The following is a 7,660-nucleotide window of genomic DNA, read 5'->3' as shown; positions in this document are numbered from 1 at the left end:
AGCAGATCGTTGAGCATGTCCTGGCCGCCGCTCCACAACAGCCAGGAAATATGCTGGCGCGTGTTGAGACCGAATGGCAGCGATGTGCCGAAGGTGAATGCCGGGTTCTTGCCCCAATAGTAATAGAGCGCCGTGTTGCCCATCTCGACGGTGCCGTTGGAGACGGCGTCGAGCACTTGCAGGCCCGGCACGATCTCACCGGCAGCAAAGGGCTGGATCTGGAAACGATTGTCGGTGATCTCGGCGACGCGCTTGCAGAAATATTCGCAGCCGCCATAGAGCGTATCGAGTGATTTCGGCCAGCTTGCAGCCAACCGCCATTTCACTTCGGGCATCGATTGTGCAACGGCCGGCGCGGCAACGGCACTTGCGGCAAGGCCCAGCCCGCCCGCCGTCAGGAATTTACGACGTTCCATGCGTTTCTCCCTCTTCTTGTGATGTCGAGTCCTCGACGAGGGATCGCGATCTTGTCGTCGCTTTGTCTCCGTCGCTGGCCGACGTTTCTTGATGTCCGAAGTTCAGGGTCCCGGATCGCGGTCAGGATGACCAAAGGGCGGGCGCAAATCAAGCGCACTTTGGTTGCGCTATCGTCGCTACCTTCAATGCTGCGCTGCGAACGCGGCCTCCATGGCCTTGCGCGTCCTTACCGTCTCATTGCCGGCATCGAACTCGACATCGCTCCAGCGCACCACCGCGCCGTGCGCGACGTCATGCTTCAGCTTCACGCGGTGTGCGAGGCCAATCGGCAGCGCACCGGCCTTCAGGCTCGCGGCCGCCGGTACCAGCTTGCCCCACACGGTGTAGCCGCCTTCGCCGTCCAGCATCTCGCCCGCGCGCAGATTGCGTTTGGCCACCGCCGCGACGTCGCCGCGGAAGCTGCTGGCCTGGCCGGTCGGCTCACCCCGCAGCGCGGCCGACAGCACCGAGATGTTCAGCTCAAGTCCGATCAGATGATAGGGCTTGTACATTGCCGCGAAGCGTCCGCTGGAATCGGTCTTGAGGCCATATTGTTTGAAGCAATCGGCGGCATAATCGTTCGGCGCCTCCAGCACGACATAGACGCCCCAGCGCAGATCGCGAAACACCGGCCGTCCGTCGCGCTCGAGCGAGGAGACGACCTCGACCACGCCTGGTCGCTCCAGCACGCCACCGCGCGAGCGCGGCCGCATGATGTGCGGCAGATCGTCGACGCCGCAGGGCGGAAACAGCAGGCCGTCCGCGGGCACGTCGAGCGCGCAGGCGTTCGCGATCGCAGCCATCTCGATCGCCGATTTGGTGCCGTCGAGAAACGAGTTGAACATCTGCGGATTCATGCCGGCCGACTGCGCTTCGCCTGCGGTCAGGCCGTAATGCTGCCAGACGCCGTCCGGCGTCACGTCGTGATAGGCCGGCAGATATTTCGTGCCCTTGCCGGCGGCGACCACGCCAAAACCGGTGGCGCGGGCCCAATCGACCATCTCCGCGGTCAGCGCCGGCTGGTCGCCATAGGCGAGCGAATAGACCACGCCCGCTTTGCGCGCCTCCTCGGCGAGCAGCGGGCCCGCCAGCACGTCGGCTTCGACATTCACCATCACGATATGCTTGCCGGCCGCGATCGCAGCGCGCGCATGTTTGATCCCCACGGCGGGATTGCCGGTCGCCTCCACCACCACGTCCATCGCGCCGCCGGCGATGGCGCGTACGCCGTCGTCGGTAAAGACAGTCGCTGCAATCCGCTCGGCGCTCCAACCGACGGTGCGGCACGCCTCGCGCGCGCGCTCGCGGTCGATGTCGACGATGATGGGCACCTCCAGCCCCGGCGTGTGCGGCACCTGCGCCAGAAACATCGAGCCGAATTTGCCCGCGCCGATCAATGCGACACGGACAGGCTTGCCGGCGGACGCGCGGGCCTGGAGCATGCGGAAGAGGTTCATGGAGGAGATCCAGTATGACTATCGTGTCCTAGACAAGGTGCAGCGTGCAACGCTGCGCCGCAGAGCCGGGACCCAGTGTGAGGCAATTCCGCGTGGCGTGGGCCCCGGCTCAGCAGCGCAGCGCTGAAGAAGCGCTGCACTGTGTCCGGGGCACAAGACCTGTTTACTCCGCCGCTTGCCGCGGTGCCCGTGCCAGCCGCAGCAGCGCATCGTCATCCACGGTCTTGATCGGCGCAAAATCGCGATGGGCGATGTACTCCGGCCGTGTCGGAGTTCGGATGTAGTTCGAGACTGCGTTCAGCGTCAGGTACACGATCTTGCGCGGATAGGGCGTGATGTTGCCGCTTGAGCCGTGCACCAGATTGCCGTGGAACATCAGCATGCCGCCGGGCTTGCCCGTGGGCGCGACGATGCCGCCTTGCTTGACCAGGCGTGTCACTGTGGCCTCATCCAGCGTCCACAGCGGATAGGACGTGGTGGCGAGGTCGTGCGAGGCTTCGAGATCGCCGGCGTTCTGGCTGCGCGGCACCAGCATCAAGGGGCCGTTGATCGGCATCACCTCGTCGAGGAAGATCGCGATGTTCATCGCCCGCGGCTCCGGCATGCCGTCGTCGCGCTTCCAGGTGCCGTAATCCTGGTGCCATTGCCAGACATCGCCTGTGAAGGCCGACTTCGCGTTGATCTTGAACTGGTGCATGTAGACCGGCTCGCCGAACAATTGCTCGACCGGTTCGATCATGCGCGGATGGGCGCCGAGGATTCCGAACGCCTCGTTGTAGAGATGCGCGGCAAAAGCCGTGCGCGGCGCGCCGCTTTTCTCGCGCCAGACTTCCGGCCGGTTGGCGTCGTAGATGCTGACCGCCTCGCGCGCGAGCAGATCGACCTCCTCCTGTCTGAACAGCTCGGGCAGGAACAGCCAGCCCTCGCGGTGGAAGAACTCCAATTGCTCCTGAGACAGTTTCATGGGTCGTCCTCCTGTCTTGCTTATTTGTTTCTCGCTCGTCATGCCCGGGCTTGTCCAGGCTTGTCCCGGGCATCCACGTTCTTCGAGCGTGGAGCAAAGACCTGGATGGCCGGGACAAGCCCGGCCATGACGGCGTTTGCAGCTACGCCGCCGCCTCTTCGCTCGCCCTCAATCTCTCCTCGGTCATCCGTCCCGCCGTCTGCGCATGCGCGAGCGCGGCGCGTTCGGCTGTCTCGGCATCGCCCGCGAAAATGTGGCCGGCGATGGCGGCATGTTCAGCCCAGGCGCTGTCGCGATAGTCGAGCTCCGACAGCACCGTCGCCATCGAGCGGCGCATATGCGGCCATTGCGGCGCGATGGTCTCCTCGATCACGGGATTGCCGGCGAGCTGATAGATCGCGCGATGAAAATCGACATCGAGCACGATCAGCTCGGCGAGCGTCGTGTTGCGGTCGATGCGGCTGCCGGCGGCAAGCGCCGCTTCCAGCCGTGCGCGGCCCGCCGCGTCGTATCCCGCGCGCATCGCCGCGAGCCGGGCGGCCAGCGCATCGATGGCGCCGCGCACCTCGTAGAGCTGGCGGATGCGTGAGGGGTCGAGCTGGGTGACCTCAAAGCCGCGCTTGCCGCTCTCGGCGACAAGGCCCTGTCGGTGCAGCAGGTGCAGCGCGTGTGACACCGGCTGGCGCGACACGCCGAGCCTGTCGGCGAGTTCGTTCTGACGGATGCGCTGGCCGGGCTGCAGCGTGCGGTCGGAGATCGCCTCCAGGATCCGGGCATAGACCTGGTCGATTAGGTTCGGGAGCGGGTCGAGAGGAATCACGCCGGCAGCTCCGAAGATCAATGGGAATACGGAATTCCGTATTCAAAGCTACGCCTTGTCGGGTAGAGCCGTCAAGCGGCATCGAGGGTGATGCGATGACCCTCATAAGGCCGGCTAAGCCATTGATATCGCTAAGCCCGTCTACTGTGCATGGGGTTGTTTTCGCGATATTGTGTCCAGGCCTCAACCCTCCAACACCTCCACATCCAGCGCGGCGATCCGTTCCGCGTCGGCCAGTGCCTCTATCCCGGCGATGCGGTCGCCCCTGAACGTCACGCGCAGCGCGATGCGCAGTTGTCCGCCGAGGATGACGGCCACGCCGATCTCGCCATCGACCAGCGCGGTCCGCGCGGCCTGGGCGCGGCCCTTGTAGAGCTGCGCGACCGCATCGGCGCCGCGGATCTCCGGCAGCGTACCGAGCCGCACCGCGGCGTCGTCGGCGCGGAAGACGACGTCGGGATCGAGCACGGCCAGCAGCCCCTCGAAATTGCCCTCGCGCGACGCTTTGAGGAAGGCATCGACGATTCCGCGCTGGCGTGACATGTCGGTCTCGGGCACCGGCGCGCCCTGCACGCGCCGCCGTGCCCGGCTCGCGAGCTGCCGCGACGCCTCGACCGAGCGGCCGACGATCGGCGCGATCTCCTCGAACGGGACTGCGAACATGTCGTGCAGCACGAAGGCGAGCCGCTCCGCAGGCTGAAGCGTTTCCAGCACGACGAGCAGCGCCGCGCCGACGGAGTCAGCCATCTCGGCCTCGCGCTCCCGCGCGTCGTCGACCGGCTCGGGCACATGCGGGCCCATCGGATCTTCCTTGCGCGACTTTCGCGCGCGCAGCATATCGAGGCAGATGCGCGCGACCACGGTCGTCAGCCAGCCGCGCAAATTCGCGACATCGGACATGTCGTAGCGGCTGACCCGCAGCCAGGCCTCCTGCACGGCATCATCGACCTCGGCGCGGGACCCCAGCATCCGGTAGGCCACCGCGCGAAGATGGTCCCTGCTGGCCTCGAACTGTTCAGTGAGAAAATTCTGTTCGGTCATCGGTCACATTCCCTGGTCGCGATCCGTCATGCCCTTGACGAAGCCAATCCGGCCGATGTGACCGGAACCTTCGAAATTCGAGCGATGGAGACGAAAGATGCACGCCCGTATGAATCACCCCGTCATAGTCCTTCCCGAGGCCATGAATGTCCTTCAGTCCCTCGGCAATCTGACCAAGCAGGGCCTGCCGGAAAAGCTCCTGGAACTGGTGCACCTGCGCGCCAGCCAGATCAATGGTTGCAGCGTCTGTGTCGACATGCACCCCAAGGTCGCGCGCAAGTTAGGGGAGACCGACGAGCGCCTGTTCGCCGTCTCCGCCTGGCGCGACGCGCCCTATTTCACCGACGCCGAGCGCGCCGCGCTGGCGCTGACCGAGGCCGTCACGCGTCTCGCCGATCGTGAGGACCCGGTGCCGGACGCAATCTGGAACGAGGCCGCCAAGCATTTTAACGAGCGCGAGCTGGCGACGCTGATTGTCGCGATCGCGACCATCAACGTCTGGAACCGGCTCAACGCAACGATCAAGATGCCGGTCGGCGTGTGGAAGGTCGCGTGAGGCTTCTTCGCCTCTCCCCGCTTGCGGGGAGAGGCGCGCACCTACTCCGCCAAAAACCTGTTCACCACCTCGCCGAATTCCAGCGGGGCCTGCTCGAACATCCAATGACCGGCGTTCGGGATCACCGCCGTCTTGGCACCCGCAATGTGCGCGGCCAGCACGCGCCACATCACCGACAGGCTTCCCGTCGTCGCGCCGCCGCCGATCAGCAGCGTCGGCGTCTTGATCGCCTGCGCATCGCTGAGCGTGTAGGGCCTACGCTGCTCGTTGATTTGCCCGAGGAAGGTAAGAGCGTTATCGCGCAGCTGCTGCTTCGCCGCCGCCGGCACGCGCCGCCAGGCGCCGTCGCCTTCGATGCCCTCGTAGAAATTCTGCAGCGCGCCCTCGATATCGCCGGCGCGGATCATCTCGACCGATCGCGCCGTGCGCGCCGCCAGCGGCGGATGTGCGGGCGTGCCTTCGGGCACTGGCAAGGAGGCATCGAGATCGCCGCCCGGCTCGGCCAGCACCAGCTTTCGCAGCAGATCAGGCCGCGTCTGCGCCACGCGAAACGCAATGTGGCCGCCGCGTGAATGGCCCATCAGGTCGACTGGGCCAGGCCTCACCTGCTCGATGAACGCAATCGTATCAGTGACGTGCTGCGCCACCTTGTAATCGTCGCCGACGGCATCCCAATGCTCGGGAAAGAAGTGCCGCAGGCTGACCGAGATCACGCGACGGGCCTTCGACAGCGGGCCGAGCACGGAATACCAGGTGCGGAAATCACCCAACGTGCCGTGCACGCAGACCAGCGGCGGGCCGCTTCCGACTTCGAGATAGGCCATGTCGTAATCGTTGACGCGGAATGTCTGCATGATCAGCTCGCCAGGAAGTCCAGGATCACTTCGGAGAATTTTTGCGGCGCCTGCTCGAACATCGGATGTGTCGCGTTCGGGATGATTACCGTTCTGGAATAGGGCACATGCGCGGCGAGCGCATGCAGCACTTTTGGCAGCAGCCCCTTGGTCCGCGCGCCCAGGATGAACAGCGTCGGCATTTGGATGGACTCCGCATCCGCCTTCGAGAATGGCGGGCGGTTGTCGCGGACCTGGCCGATCAGCGTCATGGCATTGTCGCGCAGATTCTGCTTCACCATCGCGGGCAGCCGCGGCCAGGTGCCGGCGCCCTCCAGCGTGTCGACGAAGACGGCGAGGCCGCCGTCGACATCGCCAGCCGCGATCTTCTCTGCGGAAGCCGTGAAGCGCGCCAGCAGCGGCGATGGGCCGCCGACGTAATCCGGATCAAGGCTCGCATCGAGTTCACCGCCGGGCTCGGCTAGTATCAGCCGGCGGAGCAGGTCCGGCCGCCGCTGCGCCACGCGGAAGCAGATATGCCCGCCGCGGGAATGGCCCATCAGATCGACCGGCCCGAGATCGAGCTTGTCGATGAAGGCGATGACATCGTCGACATGCTGGGCGATCGAATAGGTGTCACCGAAGCCGTCCCAGCGGTCCGGGAAGAAGTGCCTCAGGCTGACAGCCATCACCCGGTGCCGCTGTGTCAGCGGCCCGAGCACGCAGCCCCAGACACGGAAGTCGTTGAGCGAGCCGTGCACGCAGACCAGCGGCGGGCGGCCTCTGTCTTCGCCCACGTCGAGATAGGGCATGTCGTATCCGTTGACGTGGAGGTTTTGCATTCGGGACTCGCGAGGCAGGCGGAACTCCTGTGCAAGATTCCCGGAAACCGGGTGGATCGCAACTATTTCCAAGCCTAGATTTGGCGGGAGATGAAACTGGGGGCATGCGACAAGGACGCAAGCCAGGAACCAAGCCATGACCGACCAGCATTTTGCCCTGTTCGACACCAGGATCGGCCTCTGCGCCATCGCCTGGGGCCCGCGCGGCATCAACGGCACGCAATTGCCGATGGGCGGCGAGCAGAAGATCCGCACCCGCATCAGCCAGCGTCACGCCGACGCTGTTGAGACCGAGCCGACCGCCGAGGTGCGAGAGGCGATCGAGCGCATCACAAAACTGCTCGCGGGCGAGCCGGATGATCTCACCGACATCCCGCTCGATCTCGACGGCGTGCCCGAGTTCAACCGCGGCGTCTACGCGATCGCCCGCGCGATCCCGCCGGGCAGGACCGTCACCTATGGCGATATCGCCAAGCAGCTCGGCGGCGTCCAGCTATCGCGCGACGTCGGTCAGGCGCTCGGCCGCAACCCGTGCCCGATCGTCGTGCCCTGTCACCGCGTGCTCGCCGCCGGCAACAAGCCCGGCGGATTCTCGGCCAATGGCGGTGTGGTGACGAAGCTGAAGATGCTCGAGATCGAAGGCGCGCTGGTGAACCACACGCCGAGCTTGTTTGATTGAGGCTTTGTAGGG

At 65.4% G+C, this 7,660-nt stretch carries 9 protein-coding genes (1 of these 9 running past the window's edge); 2 read left to right on the top strand and 7 right to left on the bottom strand.

Annotated features, from left to right (window positions below; translation table 11 throughout):
• From IVA79_RS01800 to IVA79_RS01780, 5 genes are all read right to left on the bottom strand, one after another.
• Positions 1–416, bottom strand: the 5' end (the start) of a protein-coding gene (locus tag IVA79_RS01800) for an ABC transporter substrate-binding protein (protein WP_247549915.1). It extends 673 nt beyond the left edge of the window; the window shows 416 of its 1,089 coding nt (coding positions 1–416); it begins with the start codon at positions 414–416; its stop codon lies off the left edge, out of view.
• A gap of 183 nt (positions 417–599) precedes the next feature.
• Positions 600–1,913 (bottom strand): Gfo/Idh/MocA family oxidoreductase, encoded by a 1,314-nt coding sequence (locus IVA79_RS01795; protein WP_247549913.1) that lies wholly within the window; start codon positions 1,911–1,913, stop codon positions 600–602.
• Positions 1,914–2,076: 163 nt separating this feature from the next.
• A complete protein-coding gene (locus tag IVA79_RS01790; RefSeq protein ID WP_247549911.1) occupies positions 2,077–2,877 on the bottom strand; it encodes a phytanoyl-CoA dioxygenase family protein in 801 nt (266 codons plus the stop codon).
• Between the two features lie 142 nt (positions 2,878–3,019).
• A complete protein-coding gene (locus IVA79_RS01785; protein WP_247549909.1) occupies positions 3,020–3,697 on the bottom strand; it encodes a GntR family transcriptional regulator in 678 nt (225 codons plus the stop codon).
• Between the two features lie 183 nt (positions 3,698–3,880).
• Complete coding sequence (locus IVA79_RS01780) at positions 3,881–4,738, bottom strand: sigma-70 family RNA polymerase sigma factor (protein ID WP_247549907.1); 858 nt, start codon at positions 4,736–4,738, stop codon at positions 3,881–3,883.
• A gap of 97 nt (positions 4,739–4,835) precedes the next feature.
• Here IVA79_RS01780 and IVA79_RS01775 point away from each other — a divergent pair, with 97 nt between their 5' ends.
• Positions 4,836–5,294 carry a carboxymuconolactone decarboxylase family protein gene (locus IVA79_RS01775; protein ID WP_247549905.1) on the top strand — a complete coding sequence of 153 codons (459 nt, stop codon included), beginning with the start codon at positions 4,836–4,838 and terminating at the stop codon, positions 5,292–5,294.
• A gap of 41 nt (positions 5,295–5,335) precedes the next feature.
• On the opposite strand, the gene IVA79_RS01770 is transcribed toward IVA79_RS01775, so the two are convergent.
• Both IVA79_RS01770 and IVA79_RS01765 read right to left on the bottom strand, forming a co-directional pair.
• Complete coding sequence (locus tag IVA79_RS01770) at positions 5,336–6,148, bottom strand: alpha/beta hydrolase (RefSeq protein ID WP_247549903.1); 813 nt, start codon at positions 6,146–6,148, stop codon at positions 5,336–5,338.
• Positions 6,149–6,150: 2 nt separating this feature from the next.
• The gene (locus IVA79_RS01765) at positions 6,151–6,969 is read right to left on the bottom strand and encodes an alpha/beta hydrolase (protein ID WP_247549902.1); all 819 of its coding nucleotides are present in this window, start codon (positions 6,967–6,969) and stop codon (positions 6,151–6,153) included.
• 136 nt (positions 6,970–7,105) lie between these two features.
• Between IVA79_RS01765 and IVA79_RS01760 the strand changes: the two genes are divergently transcribed.
• Positions 7,106–7,648, top strand: coding sequence for a methylated-DNA--[protein]-cysteine S-methyltransferase (locus IVA79_RS01760; RefSeq protein WP_247549900.1), 543 nt, complete (start codon positions 7,106–7,108; stop codon positions 7,646–7,648).
• Positions 7,649–7,660 lie beyond the last annotated feature (12 nt).

This window comes from Bradyrhizobium sp. 138, assembly GCF_023074075.1.
GTDB lineage: Bacteria > Pseudomonadota > Alphaproteobacteria > Rhizobiales > Xanthobacteraceae > Bradyrhizobium.
This window is presented reverse-complemented; position numbering and strand designations above follow the sequence as displayed.

Bases quoted from the DNA above. Each gene is read 5' to 3' on its own strand.
- IVA79_RS01790 (WP_247549911.1), bottom strand. From the start codon at position 2,877: ATGAAACTGTCTCAGGAGCAATTGGAGTTCTTCCACCGCGAGGGCTGG.
- IVA79_RS01760 (WP_247549900.1), top strand. From the start codon at position 7,106: ATGACCGACCAGCATTTTGCCCTGTTCGACACCAGGATCGGCCTCTGC.
- IVA79_RS01780 (WP_247549907.1), bottom strand. From the start codon at position 4,738: ATGACCGAACAGAATTTTCTCACTGAACAGTTCGAGGCCAGCAGGGAC.
- IVA79_RS01795 (WP_247549913.1), bottom strand. From the start codon at position 1,913: ATGAACCTCTTCCGCATGCTCCAGGCCCGCGCGTCCGCCGGCAAGCCT.
- IVA79_RS01765 (WP_247549902.1), bottom strand. From the start codon at position 6,969: ATGCAAAACCTCCACGTCAACGGATACGACATGCCCTATCTCGACGTG.
- IVA79_RS01770 (WP_247549903.1), bottom strand. From the start codon at position 6,148: ATGCAGACATTCCGCGTCAACGATTACGACATGGCCTATCTCGAAGTC.
- IVA79_RS01775 (WP_247549905.1), top strand. From the start codon at position 4,836: ATGCACGCCCGTATGAATCACCCCGTCATAGTCCTTCCCGAGGCCATG.